This window comes from Aquitalea sp. ASV11, assembly GCF_016429185.1.
Taxonomy (GTDB): domain Bacteria; phylum Pseudomonadota; class Gammaproteobacteria; order Burkholderiales; family Chromobacteriaceae; genus Aquitalea; species Aquitalea pelogenes.
The window spans coordinates 1-14,853 of sequence record NZ_JAELUD010000089.1; the positions used below are offsets into that span (position 1 = coordinate 1).

Here is a 14,853-nt window from a genome sequence, read left to right on the forward strand (position 1 = left end):
GCTCAGCTCCACCGAGCCGACAAAGCGGCTGGCTTCCGCCGTCTGCTGGTTGAAGGCCTGCACGGTGGGAATGGCGTTCAGCACCTCACCGGCCATGGCGCTGGAATCGGCAATGCGGTCCTGACTAGACTTGGACAGCGCCCGCACGCGGCGGCCAAACAGCACGATGGGCAGCACCACCAGCAACAGCGTCACCAGAATGTAGCCGGTGAGGCTGGGGCTGGTCATGGCCAGCATCACCAGCCCCCCCAGCATCAGCAGCACATTGCGCAGGCCCATGGACAGGCTGGTGCCGATCACCGTCTGCACCAGCGTGGTGTCGGTGGTGAGGCGCGACAACACTTCGCCGGTCTGGGTGGTTTCGAAATACTGCGGGCTCATGCTGATGACGTGGCGGTACACCGCGCTGCGCACATCCGCCGTTACCCGCTCACCCAGCCAGGACACCAGGTAAAAACGCCCGGCGGTGGCCAGCGCCAGTACCACCGCCACGCCAAACAGCATCAGGAAATACTGGTTGATGTGACCGGCATTGCGGCTGGAAAAACCCTGGTCGATCAGCACGCGGAAGGCCATCGGCAACACCAGCGTGGAGACGGCAGCCACGGTGAGCGCCAGCAGGGCCAGCCAGGCGCGATGGCGGTAGGGACGCAGAAAGGGCAGCAGCCCCAGCAAGGGGCTGATGCGTTGCAACAGTGGGCGGGCAGGTGGTGTGGCAGACATGGGCAGACCGGATGAAAACAAGGCTGTCAGGCTACACCATGCCACCGGCTACGGCCATTCGGGCAGGTTAGTACCTGCCGCTGAGAAAACAGCACAACGCAGCAGCAGGGTTTTGCAAGCATGCCCACATGCATGTGCGCGGCGGGCAAAATAGCGCAGCGCCCCTGGGGCAAGGCGCGCCGACGCAGACAGTACAAAGAGTACGGCAAGGAGGCACAACGCAGCAGCAGGGATTTTGCCAGCCGCGCCTATTTCAGCTTGCAGGTCTTGATGCCGAAGGGCAGATAGGCCGGACACCAGCGAATCAACCCGGTAGCCAACGGCACCACGCCAATCCAGCCCCATACCGGCAGCAGGCCGGCCACGCTGGCGACGATCAGGGCAATGCCAATGACAATGCGCAGGGTGCGGTCGATGCCGCCTACATTCGGGGACATGTTGTTCTCCTCGGTCAGGGGCCATGCGGGATGGCGATGAGGAGATGCTAGACCTTGCGGCAGTCCGCTTCAGTGACTAGATCACACAGCGGCGCGGCCAGCCACAAATACCACAAGCTATTTGCCGGTCAGCTGCTGCAAGGCGCCAGCATCCAGCAGCTGCAGCTGGCCACGGCCAAGGCGAATCCAGCCACGGCGCTCGAATTCTTTCAGCTGGCGGCTGATCACCTCGCGCGCGCTACCCAGTTCTGCTGCCAGTTCCTGATGGGTAGTACTCAGTGCGGCCTGGCCACGGGCACGCTGCAACAGACAGGCGGCCAACCGCTGGTCGATGCGGCCAAAGCTGACTTCTTCAATCAGCAGCAGCAGGTCGGCAATGCGGCTGCCATAGGCGCGAAACACGAAATCGCGAAAGGCCGCCGAGCTGGCCAATAACTGACGGAAAGCTGAAATGGGCAGGGCCTGGGCGCGGATGGCGGTTTCGGCCACGCCTTCGGCATCGTAATCGTTGCCACTCATCAGGCAGGCGGTGGTGACAATGCAGGTTTGCCCGCTTTCCACCCGGTACAGGGTGATTTCGCGGCCGTTTTCGCCCACTTTCTGTACCCGGATCTGCCCTTGCTGCAAGAACAGATAGGCCTGACACGGGCTGCCTTCGCGGAACAGCACCGTGCCAGCCGGGGCTTGCATGGCATGGCTGTGCGCCAGCAACTGGGCGCGGCTGGCCTCGTCCAGCGCGTCCAGAATGGCAAAGTCGCGCGTCCAGTCGCTCATGCCGTGCTTTCCTGCAACAGGCCACGGGCTTGCAGTTCCTGATACACCCGCAGCGCCACCCAGGCGTCGTTACCGGCATAGGCCTGCTGGGCCGGGCTGAGTGGCAGGCGTGACCAGTTGGTGGTGGACAGCTTTTTCGACTTGCGAAAGTACTGGCCAAACAAGCGCGCCACCGCCTGCACCGCGCCCACGGTGATGCGGGCATCGTCCGAGGGCAGCAGATTACCCAGGTCGATCAAGCCGCCGCACTCCACGCCCAGCCGGCTTTTCAGCAGGGCGCGGTCGGACACCAGATCAAAGCCCACCAGCGGATGCGCCGGGTCGGCGAGCAAGGCTTTGATTTCCTCCGGCAACACGCCCTTCACCACCGGCACCAGCCAGGCGCACTGGCTATCGGCCAGTTGAATCAGATGCGGGCCGTCCGACTCCTCGCCCTTGCGGAAGGTGGGTTTGGATTCGGTATCAAAACCCAGCACCGGAGCCGCCAGCAGGGCAGGCATGGCGGCGGCCAGTGCTTCCGGGCTGTCCAGCATGCATACCTGTTCCGGGGTCAGCGCCGGAAACAGCGGCATGGTCTTGATTTCTTCGCGGGGGATTTGCCGGGTAAGGGACATGACAGGCCTTGATGACAGGGATGGTGCCGCCCGGCAACAGGCTGGCGGCAAAGCTGCATGATACGGAATCCCCGGCGGCATTTCACCCCGTTTTCCTGTGCACACCCGTGTTGTCCTGCCTGGCCGGGCAATCAAGTGGGGCTGGGAAGTTTCCCAAGATGGTATCGGAATGCGTAGATCAAGCCGGGTGGCACATTGAGGCCGCCGACAGGCCCGTGCTAGCGTCGCAAAACCGTGGCGACACGCCCTGCCAAGTTGCACGGAAAACCCTGCAATCACCCTCCCGGATGCCTGTCATGATTGCCTTGCTGGATGATTTCAATACCGTGCTGCATGCCGCCTTTGTCGGTTTCATCACCTTGTTTCCGGTGGTGGACCCGATAGGCACCGCCTTCATCGTCAACCCTTATTTCCGCCATCTGCCGCTGAATGAGCGCAAGCTGGCCATCCGCAAGATTGCCTGGTACGCCATGCTGACGGTGATTGCAGCCTTGTTCATGGGGCGCTGGATCCTGATGCTGTTCGGCCTGTCGATTCCGGTGGTGAAGCTGGCCGGCGGCATCATGATTTGCAAGATGGGCTGGACATCGCTCAGCAGCACGGCCAGCAGCCAGGACAAGTCAGCCAATAGCGCGGAATCGGCAGCAGTGGATGCCGGGCAGCCCAGCAGTGTGGAGAACGACCTGTTCTACCCGCTGTCCTTTCCCCTCACCGTGGGGCCGGGCACCATCTCGGTGGTGCTCACCCTCAGCGCGCACAGTTACAACGAAAGCTATGTCCGCTCGGCACTGAGTACCAGCGGGCTGATCATCGGCATGGCCGCCATGAGCGTGCTGATTTACCTGTGCTATCTGAATGCCGGGCAGCTGGTGGCGCGGCTGGGGGCGGCATCGGAAAACATGATCAACCGCTTCATGGCCTTCCTGATTTTTGCCGTCGGCCTGCAAATTGCCTGGGGCGGGCTGCATGCGCTGATAGCACCTGCCACCTGAAAGGCAGTGTCAGCCTGTACTGGCTAACGCGCTGCGTCTTGTTCCCAGCAACCGGTTGCCGTGCAGCAGCAAACACGGAACCGGCCCTTCATCTGCCCTGCAACTTGATAAAGGCCCACACCATGTGCACCACCTTCATGCTGACCGATCAACACGGCAATGCCTACCAGGGACGTACGCTGGAGTTTGGCCAGGAACTGGATTTTGTCCTGTCCTACTACCCGCGTGGCACTGCATTCAATGGTCAGGTTCCGTCAGGCTTTCCCGCCACGCACTATGCGTCAAGCCACGCCTTTCTCTCCATCGACCTGCGCCTGAATGCAGAGCGCCTGCCATCGGTTGCCGGCATCAATGACGCGGGCCTGAGCGTGAACATGAACATGTTTGCTGAAACCACGCTGCCAACACCGCAGCAGCAGGACAGCAGAACCTTGATTGCCGTATCGGAGGTGGGCAGCTGGCTGCTGGCACGCTGTGCCGATTGCGAGGAAGTACGTCAGCTTGTAAGCCAGTCCCGGTTCTGGGTGGACCAGCTGCCTAGCCTGGACAACACGCCCGCCCCCTTCCACTACGCGGTGTTCGATGCACAGGCACGCGGCCTGGTGATCGAGTTCGACCGCGGACAGGCCGTGGTCCATGACAACCCGGTCGGGGTGATGACCAATGGCCCCGCGTTTGACTGGCATCTGACCAATCTGGACAACTACGCGCATGTATCCAACCTGGGCAAACGCGAACAGCGCTTTGGCCGGCATCTGGCACGCACCGAAGATGTAGGTAATGCACTGGCAGGCTTGCCGGCAGACGACACCTCGACCGGGCGCTTTGTACGGGCGGCTTATTATGTGCAGTTCTGCCGCACGCCGCAGTCAGCGGACGAAGCCATCGCCCTGGTGGCCAAGATTGCCAACAAGTTTGACCGCCCGCGTGGCGCCAGCAATCTGGTGGATGCCGGCAGCGGCCAGATTGAAGAGGAATGGACCACCTTTACCACGCTGACCGACCTGAGCCGTCGCAGATTGCTGATCCGTCCGGATGATGCGGTCAATTACCTGCAACTGGCGCTGGATGACTTCCAGGGTTGCCACGAAGTACGGCGACAGGATTTTGGCCCATTCCTGCGCCAGCACATCAGCCTGAGTCAGCCACAGCTGTAAGCGCAGATCTTCCTGTCCAGCAGCATGACAATAGGCACAGCACGGTGAGATTGCCGTGCTGTGCCGTAGTACTTACATGTCCATCATCCGTAACAAGGCAAGGCTCAAGGGGCTGTCGGCTATCGCCAGTTCATCCAGCAGGGAAAAATGGTTGTTGTGACTGTCCTCCACCAGCGTCACCTCCAGCCCCTTTGCGCTTGCGGCCTGATGATAAGCCAGCGTCTGATGCCGGAAACCGTCGGTTTCCTTGCCGCCCACACTCAACACCAGCTTGCCCGCCTGCACAGCCGGGGGCAGGCAGAGCAGCGGGCTGAGCCGTGCAGCCTGATCGGGATACAAGCGCAGCCAGTCGTTGACGTAGATGTCACACAGCGGACGGATGTCATACAGGCCGCTCAGTGCCAGCACGCCCTTGATCACATCGGCGGGCAAACCGTAATCCTGCTGCCAATCCGGGGCGAACAACATGCCCGCCAGATGGGCGCCGGCTGAGCTACCGCCGACATGGATGCGTTGCGGGTCAATGCCGTACTGGGCGGCATGCCGGTACAGCCAGGCAATGGCGCTGCGTACTTCGCGCACCGCCTCTGCCAGCGTAGCCTCGGGCAGCAGGGTGTATTCCACCGTGGCCAGCGCAATGCCGTGCTGGTGCAGTACGCCCGCCATGCCGCAGGCGTCCTCCTTGCTTTGCGAATGCCAATAGCCACCGTGGATGAAGACAAACAGCGGCGCGGGTTGCGCGCAGGCAGGGAACACGTCCAGCCGCTCGGCCTTGCCCATGCCATAAGGCAGGTCATAAATACCGGCCACCTCTGCCTTGGCCTGCCGGGCCAGGCGGGTGTAATTGGCCATGCATGCGTCAAAATCCGCTACCGAGGCGCGAGCGTTGTATTGCACGGCACGGCTGGTCAGATCGGGAAACATCAGGTCGATTTTCATCACGGACATCCATGCTACGGGAGGAAAGGGAAGCCAAGTTTATGAAAGGCAGGGACCGGCTGTCGCCGGATGGAGGTATGGCCCGATCCCTGCAATCCAGCTTTGCCAGCTCAATCAAGATTGAAGAACTGGCGGGCGTTGCTACCCAGTAATTGCTGCTGTTGTCCCTCGCCCAGTCCGGCATGGCGGATCAGCGAACCCACCTCCTGCTCACCCAGCGGGAAGGGCGAATCCGAGCCCAGCATCACCCGCTCGCTGCCCATGGTGTCCACCAGCAAACGCAGCGCCGCCGGGTCAAAAATGGCGGAGTCGACATAAAAGCGGTCGACATAGCTGGACGGCTTGTTGGGGCAGTCTTCGCGCACGATGTCGCGCTGTTCCCAGGCGTTGTCCACCCGTCCCAGCAGGTAGGCAAAGCTGCCACCACCGTGGGCAAAGCAGATTTTCAGACTGCGCGGCAGGCGCTCGAAGGCACCGGACAGGATGAGCGACAGGATGGCCAGCTGGGTTTCCGCCGGCATGGCCACCAGCCAGGGCAGCATCCATTTTTTCATGCGCTCTGCGCCGCCCATCATGTCCCAGGGATGCACCAGCACCGGGATGTTTTCCTGTGCGCAGTGGGTGAGGAAGGTGAGCAGGCCGGCGTTATCCAGATCCAGCGGGCCAACGTGGTTGCCAATCTGCACCCCGACATGGCCGCAGTCGCGCGCCCGGCTGGCTTCGCGGCAGGCCGCGTCAACATCTTGCAGCGGCACCTGGGCCAGTACCTTCAGCCGCTCGGGTGCAATGGCGGCCATTTCCAGCGCCCGGTCATTCATCAGCTGTGCCCAGGGCAGCGCGCGTTCGATGGGGGCGTGGTAGCCGAACATCACCGGCGTGGCGCACATGATCTGGATGTCTATGCCCTGCCGGTCCAGGAATTCCAGCCGGCGCGCGCCATCCCATAGCGCGTCATACACCGGGCGAAACGGCCGGTCGCCCACCATGATCTGCCCCTCCGCCCCCTGCGTCTGTAGCCAGGGGGCGCGCTGCGGGTCCAGCCGGGCGGCTTCGGCCTGGCTGATGCGCGGAAAGAAATGCGAGTGAATGTCTATCATGATGCGTCTTTTCTAATGTTGTGCCCGCAGGTGCATGTCATGCCAGGCGGCGTAGTCCTTGCCCGGATGCACCGTCCCGCAATGCTTGCAACGCCGACCTTCCTCACCGATGGCGTAAAACGCCTGATAGGCCTTGGGCAGGTCGTCCACCAGGCTCTCCAGTTGCTTGGAGATGTGCCAGATTTCGCCGGCACATACCGGGCAATACCAGTGCAGGCTGTCATGCTCGCCTTGCGGTCGTGGCTGCTCCACCAGAAAGCACAGGCCGGGTTCGGGGCGCTGCGGTGAATGGATGACATGGGCAGGCAACAGGAAAACATCGCCCTCGCGCAGCTCAATGCGTTCGAAGCGGCCCCGGTCCCACACATTGATGTAGGCATTGCCCTTGATCTGGTAGAAGATTTCTTCGGTCGGGTTGTCGTGAAAATCGGTACGGGTATTGGGCCCGCCCACCATATTGATGATGTAGTTGCCGTCCGGCCAGATGGCGGCATTGCACACCGGGGGCTTGAGTTCACCCTTGTTGCGTTCGGCCCAGTCCAGCAAATTGAGCGGCAGTCCATATTGCAATTGCATGTGGTTTCTCCTCAAAAAGACGCCTGGGCCGTCTAGCGCGGCTTGTAGGCAATGGCCTTGATTTCGATGCGCAGGTGCGGGTGCGGCAGTTGATGCACCGCCACCGTGGTGCGGGTGGGCCCGCTTTCATCGAAGTACTCGGCGTAAACCGCGTTGTATGCGGCAAAGTCGTTCATATCCACCAGATAGGCGCAGATCTCCACCACATCGGCGAGGCTGGCATCCGCCGTGGCCAGGATGTCGCGGATGTTCTCGATCACGCAGCGGGTTTGCACCGCGATATCCAACCTGGTGGCACCCATGGCATCGGCCTGGGCTCCGGCAATGCTGTTGTCGGGCAGGCGCGAGCTGGTGCCGGAAACAAACAGCAGGTCGCCCGCGCGTTTCAGGTGGGGAAAGCGGCCACGCGGTGTGGCCTTGCCGCTGACGACAGTAGCCTGGGTGTTGTTCATGTCGGCTCTCCGGTGGTGAAGGCGCAGCCGCCCAGACCGGCCACTTCCACACTGACATGCAGGCCTGGGCGCAGTGCCTCCGCAGCGGTGGCGGCACCGGCCAGAATCAGCGAACCGGCGGGCAGCACCCGCTGTTCCTGATGCAGCAGGCGGGAGATTTCTGCCAGTGCACGCAGCGGCTGGCCCAGAATGGCGGCGCTGCTGCCTATCTGCACCGGACGGCCATCAAAGCGCAGCACTACGCCCAGGTTATCCAGTGCAGCCTGCGGCGCGCAGAGCGGGCCAATCACATAACGGGCGGAAGAGCAGTTGTCGGCCACCACGTCCTGCAGGCTGAAACGGAAGTCGCGATAGCGCGAGTCGATGATTTCCAGCGCCGGGGCCACCCCGGCCAGGGCCAGCCCGGCTTCGGCCAGCGACAAGGGCCGGTCGATGTCGATGGCGGTGATGAAGGCGATTTCCGGCTCCACCCGCGGGTGAATCAGCCGGGACAGATCCAGCGTGCCGCCATCAGCCAGTTGCATGGCATCGGTCAGCTCGCCCCAGATCAGCGCGTCCACGCCCATCTGTATCATCTTGGCGCGGCTGGTAAAACCCAGTTTCAGGCCCACCACGCGCTCGCCGCGTTGCTGGCGCAGGCGGATGCCGGCCTGCTGGATGCGATAGGCGGTGGCCAGATCAAACGGCTGCTGCGCACTCAGTTGCGGAGTAGCTTCGTGACACTGGGTGGCGATATCCAGCTGGAGCGCCATTTCCTGAATCAGCATGCTCATGCGCGTACCTCCTGTTGTTTCAGCAGGTCCAGCGCCACATCGACAATCATGTCCTCCTGCCCGCCCACCATGCGGCGGCGGCCCACTTCCAGCAGGATGTCCAGCGTCTTCAGCCCGTATTGCGCTGCAGCTTTCTCGGCGTGGCGCAGGAAGCTGGAGTACACCCCGGCATAGCCCAGCGCCAGTGTTTCGCGGTCCACTCGTACCGGGCGGTCCTGGGTGGGACGCACGATATCGTCCGCCGCATCCATCAGGCGGATCAGGTCGCAGCCGTGGTTCCAACCCAGGCGCTCGGCGGCGGCAATGAACACTTCCAGCGGCGCATTGCCCGCCCCGGCACCTTGGCCGGCCAGCGAAGCATCAATGCGCTGGCAGCCTTCTTCTACCGCCACGATGGAATTGGCCACCCCCAACGACAGGTTGTGATGGGCATGAATGCCGGTGGCGGTGGCCGGGTCCAGCACGTCGCGCAGCGCACGGAAGCGGTCGCGCACATCCTGCATCAGCAAGGCACCGCCGGAATCCACCACGTAAATGCAGGTGGCGCCGTAGCTTTCCATCAGCTTGGCCTGGGCTGCCAAGTGCTGCGGGCTGCTCATGTGCGACATCATCAGAAAGCCCACGGTGTCCATGCCCAGCTCTCGGGCGTACTGGATATGCTGCTTGGAGATGTCGGCCTCGGTGCAGTGGGTGGCAATGCGCACCACGCGGGCACCGGCATCGTAGGCATTGCGCAGTGCATGCACGGTGGCAATGCCGGGCAGCAGCAAGGTAGCAATCTTGCTGTGGCTGACCGATTCGGCAGCGGCGGCAATCCACGCCACATCGCTGTGTGCGCCAAAGCCGTAGTTGAAGCTGGAGCCTTCCAGCCCGTCACCGTGCGCCACTTCGATGGAGTCGACACGGGCTTCGTCCAGTGCGCGGGCAATGGCGCGTACCTGATCGAGCGAATAGCGGTGACGCACCGCATGCGAACCGTCGCGCAGGGTGACGTCGGAAATATAGAGTTTGTTCATGGCAGGTTTCCTCAGGCGTGCAGCAGTCGGGTGGCCAGGCGTTCGCCGCAGGCCATGGCGGCGGAAGTCATGATGTCCAGGTTGCCGGCATAGGCAGGCAGATAGTGGGCGGCACCTTCCACCTCGATGAAGATGGACACCTTGAGTCCGCCATCTGGCCCGAGACCGGGATAGGCGGCGGCATCTGCTGCGGGGATGTCTTCAAACTGCACTGCCTGCTTCAGGCGATAGCCAGGTACATAGGCCTTTACCTTGGCGGCCATCTGCTCCACGGCGGCGGCAATGGCGGCACGGTCGGCCGGGCCGGTGAGGCAGAACACGGTGTCGCGCATCATCAGCGGCGGTTCGGCCGGGTTCAGGATGATGATGGCCTTGCCCTGGCGCGCACCGCCCACGCTGACAATGGCCTGCGAGGTGGTTTCGGTGAATTCGTCGATATTGGCGCGGGTGCCGGGGCCGGCGGATTTGCTGGCAATCGAGGCGACAATTTCGCCGTACAGCACCGGAGTGACACTGTTGACCGCCGCCACCATGGGAATGGTGGCCTGGCCGCCGCAGGTGACCATATTGATGTTGGCCGCGTCCAGGTGGGCTTCCAGATTGACCACCGGCACCACATAGGGACCGATGGCTGCCGGGGTGAGGTCGATCACCCGCACGCCATGCTGTTGCAGCACGCGATTGTGTTCCACATGCGCACCGGCCGAGGTGGCATCGAACACGATCCTGATATCGGCGAATTCCGGCAGCGCCAGCAGGCCGTCCAGGCCCTGATGGGTGGTGGCCAGCCCCAGCCGTTTGGCGCGGGCCAGACCGTCCGAAGCGGCGTCGATGCCGACCATGGCCACCAGCTCGATGGCTTCGCCATGGCGCAACAGCTTGATCATCAGGTCACTACCGATATTGCCGGAGCCGATGATGGCGGCCTTGATACGTGTGGGTTTCATGCTGCCTCTCCCTGTGTGGTGGCAAAACGGGCGGATACCTGCCCCAGGCCCTGGATGCGGGCGGTGAATACATCGCCGGCGCGCACCGGCACCATCGGCCCCAGCGCGCCGGTCAGCACGATATCGCCAGCCTTCAGCGCATCGCCGCGCCGGGCCAGGGTGTCGGCCAGCCAGCAGGCCGCCAGCAGCGGGTTACCGAGGCAGGCGGCACCACCGCCAACGCTTTCCGGCTCGCCCTTGCGTTCCAGCACCATGCCGCAGCCCACCACATCCACTTCGCGCAGCAGTACCGGGCGGCTGCCCAGCACGAACAGGCCGGAGGAGGCATTGTCGGCAATGGTGTCGCTGATGCGGATGTCCCAGCCGGCAATGCGGCTGTCCACCACTTCGATGGCGGGCAGCAGGTAGTCCACCGCGCCAATCAGGTCTGCCAGCGTGTGCTTTTCGTGCGGCAGGTCGCGCCCCAGCACCAGCGCAATTTCGGCTTCGACCTTGGGTTGCAGCAGGCGCTGGATGGCGATTTCCTCACCATCGGCAATGGCCATGTCGGCAAACAGGCGGCCAAAGTCCGGCTGCGCCACGCCCAGCTGCTGCTGGACTGCGCGGGAGGTGAGGCCGATCTTGCTGCCCACCAGGCGTCGGCCTTGTGTGAGGGCGTGCTGGACGTTGAGGGTTTGCACCGCATAGGCGGCATCGACATCCAGCTCGCCCAGCAGGCTGCGCACCGGCGCACAGGGCTGGCCGTGCTCGGCTGCCATGCGCAACTGCAAGGCGGCCTCATGCTGGGCGGGATTGAGGGAATTGCTCACTGCGTTCTCCTGCAAAGATGGGGACAAGGCCGGAAGTGGCCGGGCCGCCTCAGTGGAAACGCAGTCCAGTGTATGAGCCGTTATCAGTGCCAAAAAATGAATAATCCGGCTTCTGCCATGCCGGAAAGTTATGCCATAGTCACTGCCATTGCAGAGCGGGAGAGGGTCATGGGTGAACAAGCGCTGTTTTCCATCAACGACATTGTGCTCAACCGGCTGAAGCTGCGCCCCTTGCTGGTATTCGACCGGGTATTGCGCTGCCAGTCCATCGCCCGCGCCGCCCGCGAACTGAACCTGACCCAGCCGGCGGTCACCAAGGCCATCCGTGAACTGGAAGTACAGCTGGATACCGAATTGCTCCACCGCAACAATCGCGGGGTCTCGCCCACCGAGTACGGCGTGTTGCTGGGTGAGCGGGTGAAATCGGTGATGGCAGAACTGCGCTATCTCACCGACGAATTGAATACCTTCAAGGGCGGCATCAGTGGCCATGTGGTAGTGGGCACGCAGATTTCCGCCAGCTCCAGCCTGCTGCCGCGCGCCATCTTGCGACTGAAAGCGACAGCCCCCAGATTGCTGATTACCGTGCGTGAGGGGCCGCAGGACTATCTGTTCCCCGCACTGGCTTCCGGCGAGCTGGATCTGGTGGTGGGACGCCTGCCGGACCTGGATGATCCGTTCACCCGCAAGCTGCCGCTACGCCACCAGCCCTTGTACCGCAACAGCCTGTGCATCGTGGCGGGCAGCCGTCACCCGCTGCTGGCCGCCAGCGCCCTGACGCTGGATGCGCTGCAGCACTGGCCCTGGATTGTGCCGCCACCGGACTCTCCGGCCCGCCGGGTGGCCGAGCAGTTTTTTGTCGATGCCGGGCTGGCCATGCCGGACAACCTGCTCGAATCGCTGTCCTTGCTCACCAATGTCAATTTGCTGGTGGAGTCCGACTGCCTGGGCCTGATGCCCTTGCAAGCGGCACGTCGCTTTGAAACAGCCGGGCTGCTGGCGATATTGCCGCTGGGCGAGGTGGGGCCACCGGCGGCGGTGGGTTATTCGGTGCGCCATGACAAGCCGCTGACCCCCGCCAGCCGCAAACTGATCGACTACCTGAAACAGGTGGGCCAGGACATGCAGGAGTCGGCAGCTGTATAAAAATCAGGCATAGCAAAGCCCGATTTATTCATTTTCAATCATGGCAGGGCCCTTCCTACACTCGCCTTCACCCATCCTGCGCTGATGCAGCATGGGCTTTGAATGGAGGAATTGCCATGTCCAGTCCAGCAATACTGCCGCTATATGTCAACGGCCAGTTTCTCAGTACCGGGCTTGCCCGCTTTGACAATATCAGTCCGGTGGATGGCAGCCTGATCTGCCAGGTGGCCGAAGCCGGCGAGGCCGAAGTGGCCACTGCCGCCCAGGCAGCGGAGCAGGCCCTGCATGGCCCCTGGGGCAGCATGAGCGTGACCGAGCGCACACAACTGCTGCATAAGGTGGCCGATGGCATCGAGGCGCGCTTCGAGGAATTTGTCGCCGCCGAAGTGGCCGACACCGGCCGCCCGGTGCACCTGGCCCGCACGCTGGATGTACCGCGGGCCATTGCCAATTTCCGCACCTTTGCCGACCTGGCCGCCACCGCAGTGAGTGAAAGCTGCGAAACCCCGCAGGCCGATGGCGGCGTGCTGTTCAACTACACCGTGCGCAAGCCGCTGGGCGTGGTGGCGGTGATTTCGCCGTGGAACCTGCCGCTGTTGTTGCTGACCTGGAAGCTGGGCCCGGCGCTGGCCATGGGCAATACCGTGGTGTGCAAGCCCTCGGAAGAAACACCGTCGTCCGCCACCCTGCTGGCGCAGGTGATGCACGATGCCGGTCTGCCGCCTGGGGTGTTCAACCTGGTGCATGGTTTCGGGCCGGGTTCTGCCGGGGAATTCCTCACCCGTCAGCCGCAGATCAGCGCGGTGTCCTTTACAGGCGAATCGCGCACTGGCAGCGCCATCATGAAGGCGGTGGCCGACGGGGTGAAGGAAGTGTCGTTCGAGCTGGGTGGCAAGAATGCCGCCGTGGTGTTTGCCGATGCCGACTTCGACGCTGCAGTGGAGGGCGTGGCGCGTTCGTCCTTTTTCAATACCGGGCAGGTGTGCCTGTGTTCTGAGCGGGTTTATGTGGAACGGCCGATTTTCGACCGCTTTGTCGCCGCCCTGAAACAGCGCGCAGAGGCGCTGAAAATAGGCTACCCGGCAGAAGAAAACGTCGATCTTGGCCCGCTGGTTTCGCACAAGCACCGGGAAAAAGTGCTGTCCTACTTTGCGCTGGCGCGGGAAGAAGGCGCACGCGTGGTAACCGGCGGCGAAGTACCACATTTTGGCGATGCGCGCGACCAGGGGGCTTATGTGCGCCCCACCATCTGGACCGGCCTGTCCGACCACGCCCGCTGCGTGCGTGAGGAAGTGTTTGGCCCGGTCTGCCATATCGCCCCGTTTGACCGAGACGATGAAGTGCTGCGACGCATTAACGACAGCCCCTATGGCCTGGCCTGCGCACTGTGGACCACCCGGCTGGACCGCGCGCACCGGCTGGCTCGCCGCATCCATACCGGCATCGTGTGGGTGAACACCTGGTACGCCCGCGACCTGCGCACGCCGTTTGGCGGCAGCAAGCTGTCCGGCATGGGCCGCGAGGGCGGGCGCTACTCGCTGGACTTCTACTCCGACATCAGCAACGTCTGCATCAAGCTGTAATCACCCCCTTTGCACCGGGCAGCCGCGCTGTCCGGTCAGGAGTTCTAGCCATGTCCACCTCCCTGAATGTCGAGGACCTGATCGACGAAGCCGGTTTTGGTCCTTATCAGTTGTTGATCTTGCTGCTGTGTTTTCTGGTGATGTTTCTGGATGGCTACGATCTGGCCGCAGTGGCCTATATCGTGCCTTCGCTGATGGAGCAATGGGGCCTGAGCAAACCCCAGCTGGGCCAGGCCCTGAGCGCGGCCCTGTTCGGGCTGGCCATCGGAGCCTTGCTGGCCGGGCCGCTAGCCGACCGGCTGGGGCGCAAACCGGCATTGCTGTGGTCGGTATTGCTGTTCGGCCTTGGTAGCCTCGTCACCGCCTGGGCCGATTCGCTTGCCACCCTGACCGTTTATCGCCTGCTGACCGGCATCGGTCTGGGTGCCGCCCTGCCCAATACCATCACCCTGCTGTCCGAATACGCCCCCACCCGGCACCGCGCCATGCTGGTGAGTGCCATGCTGTGCGGCTTTCCGCTGGGGGCCGGTGCCGGTGGCCTGTGTGCCGGCTGGTTGCTGCCGCTGTATGGCTGGCCATCACTGATGTTGCTGGGGGGTATTGTCCCCCTGCTGCTCTGCCTGCTGCTGGCCTGGAAAATGCCGGAATCGGTGCGCTATCTGGTGGCGCGCCAGGCCAGTACCGAGCGTATCCGGCGCATTTTGCAGCGCATTTCCCGTCACCCCGGCCTGGCAGGGACGCAGCGTTTCAGTCTGGGCGAACAACAAAGCACATCAGCCAACAGCAGCTGGCGCGAGGTCCTGAGCCAACCCTGGACC

At 63.1% G+C, this 14,853-nt stretch carries 17 protein-coding genes; 5 read left to right on the plus strand and 12 right to left on the minus strand.

Going from position 1 to position 14,853, the window contains the following annotated elements:
- The 4 genes from JHD62_RS19290 to JHD62_RS19305 all read right to left on the minus strand — a co-directional run.
- Nucleotides 1-723, minus strand: a 723-nt coding sequence (locus JHD62_RS19290) for an ABC transporter transmembrane domain-containing protein (protein ID WP_255523028.1), incomplete at its 3' end; no start/stop codon positions are given.
- A gap of 248 nt (nt 724-971) precedes the next feature.
- Complete coding sequence (locus JHD62_RS19295) at nt 972-1,160, minus strand: DUF2892 domain-containing protein (RefSeq protein WP_199104247.1); 189 nt, start codon at nt 1,158-1,160, stop codon at nt 972-974.
- A gap of 117 nt (nt 1,161-1,277) precedes the next feature.
- Nucleotides 1,278-1,934, minus strand: coding sequence for a Crp/Fnr family transcriptional regulator (locus JHD62_RS19300; protein ID WP_199104248.1), 657 nt, complete (start codon nt 1,932-1,934; stop codon nt 1,278-1,280).
- Complete coding sequence (locus JHD62_RS19305) at nt 1,931-2,506, minus strand: 3'-5' exonuclease (RefSeq protein ID WP_199104249.1); 576 nt, start codon at nt 2,504-2,506, stop codon at nt 1,931-1,933. The genes JHD62_RS19300 and JHD62_RS19305 overlap by 4 nt, the downstream gene beginning before the upstream one ends.
- Nucleotides 2,507-2,844: 338 nt before the next feature.
- Between JHD62_RS19305 and JHD62_RS19310 the strand changes: the two genes are divergently transcribed.
- Complete coding sequence (locus JHD62_RS19310) at nt 2,845-3,540, plus strand: MarC family protein (protein WP_199104250.1); 696 nt, start codon at nt 2,845-2,847, stop codon at nt 3,538-3,540.
- A 122-nt stretch (nt 3,541-3,662) separates the two neighbouring features.
- On the plus strand, nt 3,663-4,697 hold the full coding sequence (locus tag JHD62_RS19315) for a linear amide C-N hydrolase (protein ID WP_199104251.1): 1,035 nt from the start codon (nt 3,663-3,665) through the stop codon (nt 4,695-4,697).
- A 72-nt stretch (nt 4,698-4,769) separates the two neighbouring features.
- Here the strand turns inward: JHD62_RS19315 and JHD62_RS19320 are convergent, their stop codons facing one another.
- The 8 genes from JHD62_RS19320 to JHD62_RS19355 all read right to left on the minus strand — a co-directional run bounded on the left by JHD62_RS19320 (nt 4,770) and on the right by JHD62_RS19355 (nt 11,306).
- On the minus strand, nt 4,770-5,636 hold the full coding sequence (locus JHD62_RS19320) for an alpha/beta hydrolase (RefSeq protein WP_199104252.1): 867 nt from the start codon (nt 5,634-5,636) through the stop codon (nt 4,770-4,772).
- Nucleotides 5,637-5,746: 110 nt separating this feature from the next.
- Nucleotides 5,747-6,733 carry an amidohydrolase family protein gene (locus JHD62_RS19325; RefSeq protein ID WP_199104253.1) on the minus strand — a complete coding sequence of 329 codons (987 nt, stop codon included), beginning with the start codon at nt 6,731-6,733 and terminating at the stop codon, nt 5,747-5,749.
- Nucleotides 6,734-6,745: 12 nt separating this feature from the next.
- On the minus strand, nt 6,746-7,309 hold the full coding sequence (nbaC, locus tag JHD62_RS19330) for a 3-hydroxyanthranilate 3,4-dioxygenase (protein ID WP_199104254.1): 564 nt from the start codon (nt 7,307-7,309) through the stop codon (nt 6,746-6,748).
- A gap of 32 nt (nt 7,310-7,341) precedes the next feature.
- Nucleotides 7,342-7,761: a RidA family protein gene (locus tag JHD62_RS19335; RefSeq protein WP_131356678.1), complete on the minus strand. Its 420-nt coding sequence runs from the start codon at nt 7,759-7,761 to the stop codon at nt 7,342-7,344.
- A complete protein-coding gene (locus JHD62_RS19340; RefSeq protein ID WP_199104255.1) occupies nt 7,758-8,534 on the minus strand; it encodes a 2-keto-4-pentenoate hydratase in 777 nt (258 codons plus the stop codon). The genes JHD62_RS19335 and JHD62_RS19340 overlap by 4 nt, the downstream gene beginning before the upstream one ends.
- Nucleotides 8,531-9,550 (minus strand): 4-hydroxy-2-oxovalerate aldolase, encoded by a 1,020-nt coding sequence (gene dmpG, locus JHD62_RS19345; RefSeq protein WP_199104256.1) that lies wholly within the window; start codon nt 9,548-9,550, stop codon nt 8,531-8,533. The genes JHD62_RS19340 and dmpG overlap by 4 nt, the downstream gene beginning before the upstream one ends.
- Nucleotides 9,551-9,561: 11 nt before the next feature.
- Complete coding sequence (locus tag JHD62_RS19350) at nt 9,562-10,497, minus strand: acetaldehyde dehydrogenase (acetylating) (protein WP_199104257.1); 936 nt, start codon at nt 10,495-10,497, stop codon at nt 9,562-9,564.
- Entirely contained in the window at nt 10,494-11,306 is an 813-nt protein-coding gene (locus tag JHD62_RS19355; RefSeq protein WP_269429372.1) for a 2-keto-4-pentenoate hydratase, read from the minus strand. The genes JHD62_RS19350 and JHD62_RS19355 overlap by 4 nt, the downstream gene beginning before the upstream one ends.
- Before the next feature lie 168 nt (nt 11,307-11,474).
- Between JHD62_RS19355 and JHD62_RS19360 the strand changes: the two genes are divergently transcribed.
- The 3 genes from JHD62_RS19360 to JHD62_RS19370 form a co-directional block, all read left to right on the plus strand.
- A complete protein-coding gene (locus JHD62_RS19360) occupies nt 11,475-12,452 on the plus strand; it encodes a LysR substrate-binding domain-containing protein (RefSeq protein ID WP_199104258.1) in 978 nt (325 codons plus the stop codon).
- Between the two features lie 116 nt (nt 12,453-12,568).
- Nucleotides 12,569-14,035 (plus strand): 2-hydroxymuconic semialdehyde dehydrogenase, encoded by a 1,467-nt coding sequence (locus tag JHD62_RS19365; protein WP_199104259.1) that lies wholly within the window; start codon nt 12,569-12,571, stop codon nt 14,033-14,035.
- 50 nt (nt 14,036-14,085) lie between these two features.
- Nucleotides 14,086-14,853: MFS transporter (locus tag JHD62_RS19370; protein WP_199104260.1), on the plus strand; the 768-nt coding region annotated here is incomplete at its 3' end.

Coding starts and splice junctions, on each gene's coding strand:
- JHD62_RS19300 (WP_199104248.1), bottom strand. CDS start 1,934: ATGAGCGACTGGACGCGCGACTTTGCCATTCTGGACGCGCTGGACGAG.
- JHD62_RS19310 (WP_199104250.1), top strand. CDS start 2,845: ATGATTGCCTTGCTGGATGATTTCAATACCGTGCTGCATGCCGCCTTT.
- nbaC (WP_199104254.1), bottom strand. CDS start 7,309: ATGCAATTGCAATATGGACTGCCGCTCAATTTGCTGGACTGGGCCGAA.
- JHD62_RS19340 (WP_199104255.1), bottom strand. CDS start 8,534: ATGAGCATGCTGATTCAGGAAATGGCGCTCCAGCTGGATATCGCCACC.
- JHD62_RS19360 (WP_199104258.1), top strand. CDS start 11,475: ATGGGTGAACAAGCGCTGTTTTCCATCAACGACATTGTGCTCAACCGG.
- dmpG (WP_199104256.1), bottom strand. CDS start 9,550: ATGAACAAACTCTATATTTCCGACGTCACCCTGCGCGACGGTTCGCAT.
- JHD62_RS19335 (WP_131356678.1), bottom strand. CDS start 7,761: ATGAACAACACCCAGGCTACTGTCGTCAGCGGCAAGGCCACACCGCGT.
- JHD62_RS19325 (WP_199104253.1), bottom strand. CDS start 6,733: ATGATAGACATTCACTCGCATTTCTTTCCGCGCATCAGCCAGGCCGAA.
- JHD62_RS19320 (WP_199104252.1), bottom strand. CDS start 5,636: ATGAAAATCGACCTGATGTTTCCCGATCTGACCAGCCGTGCCGTGCAA.
- JHD62_RS19315 (WP_199104251.1), top strand. CDS start 3,663: ATGTGCACCACCTTCATGCTGACCGATCAACACGGCAATGCCTACCAG.
- JHD62_RS19350 (WP_199104257.1), bottom strand. CDS start 10,497: ATGAAACCCACACGTATCAAGGCCGCCATCATCGGCTCCGGCAATATC.
- JHD62_RS19295 (WP_199104247.1), bottom strand. CDS start 1,160: ATGTCCCCGAATGTAGGCGGCATCGACCGCACCCTGCGCATTGTCATT.
- JHD62_RS19305 (WP_199104249.1), bottom strand. CDS start 2,506: ATGCCGCTGTTTCCGGCGCTGACCCCGGAACAGGTATGCATGCTGGAC.
- JHD62_RS19365 (WP_199104259.1), top strand. CDS start 12,569: ATGTCCAGTCCAGCAATACTGCCGCTATATGTCAACGGCCAGTTTCTC.